This is a genomic window from Lysobacter sp. TAB13 (assembly GCF_052113885.1).
Taxonomy (GTDB): Bacteria; Pseudomonadota; Gammaproteobacteria; order Xanthomonadales; family Xanthomonadaceae; genus Lysobacter; species Lysobacter gummosus.
Genome location: NZ_JBFRDR010000051.1, coordinates 1 through 1207, shown reverse-complemented (window position 1 = coordinate 1207; position 1207 = coordinate 1). Strand labels below are relative to the sequence as shown.

Below are 1207 nucleotides of genomic sequence, written 5' to 3'. Positions count from 1 at the left end.
AGTCTCTGGCGATGGGGTCAGGCGCAATCGCATCACCTCTTGCAAGCGCTCGACTGACAGTTCATCAAACGACTTCAGACCGTCGATCAACTTCAAGAACCGCCGCCCCACTTCCTCCGGCGTCAATTCCGGGAATTCTTCCAACGCGTGAGGATGTGGACTACCCGCCGTATCGGGGCTGTTCGCTTTCATGGCAGCAGCTTCCTTTCCCGGCATCGAGACGGGTGGAGTAGTCGAATGTGAACATGCGGACAATGCCACCAGCGCCGAAAACAAGATTTGGCGAAGGGCCGCATAGTTCGTATGAATGAGGCGCACGAATAGGTCTTTCAGGCGCAGTGTGGCAGTGGAATCCGCGCTAGTTGGCAAGAAGACGGTAACCGGCAGTGTGACCAATCCCGAAGCGATGTCGTAGGTGCCCACTAGATTCGCGGTTGCACCAGCCTGCGGCAACGCAAAGCCCTTGAGTTGGCCATTGGCCGCATCCTGATTCAACTGTTGCAACAAACCGGTATCCCGGGTGATCGCGGCGCGTAGCTGCGCCTCTTGATCGGAGGTGGTGCCGGGTTGCGCAGCGAATTGTGTAAGCGTGGCTTGTAATTGTTGATTTAGTCTTGGCATGGCTTAGGCTCCACGCATCCGGCCTACGCTGATCGCCTCTACACAGGCGTGACGCAGCTTCGTGCCAGGTATATCGGCTTCGCGGCGCTCGCGAACCAGCACCCCAACATCGCCGCGCGAGAAGGTATAGCCCGGTAACCGAAAGAACCGGCGTTCCCCCATTGTCCCATCTGGATTTATAGGAGGCATTGGAGAGTCGTATTGCGCCAAGTCTTCGCGTTCTACGAATCCAATTTTCTCCAATTCGGCTACATAGGCATGGAAATCCATGCCGCAGACTGGCGTCATATCAGCGGCATGGTCATTGTGATTTTGACCCGCTGGTTGGTTAATGAATTCGTAGGCCGCATTCTTGAGGTGAGGCGAAAGCGGGTTGTCGTAGTAAGACAGACCGTAGTACCAACCCGATTCCGGCAAATAAATTGTAAAAAAAACCCCATGAGTCTCTGGCGATGGGGTCAGGCGCAATCGCATCACCTCTTGCAAGCGCTCGACTGACAGTTCATCAAACGACTTCAGACCGTCGATCAACTTCAAGAACCGCCGCCCCACTTCCTCCGGCGTCAATTCCGGGAATTCTTCCTCC

2 pseudogenes are annotated in these 1207 nt (G+C 55.4%); both read right to left on the bottom strand.

The features are described from left to right. Positions 1–621, bottom strand: a pseudogene (locus AB4Y92_RS25045) (hypothetical protein); the annotation flags it as partial. A gap of 3 nt (positions 622–624) precedes the next feature. Continuing rightward, positions 625–1207: pseudogene (locus AB4Y92_RS25040) on the bottom strand (hypothetical protein); the annotation flags it as partial.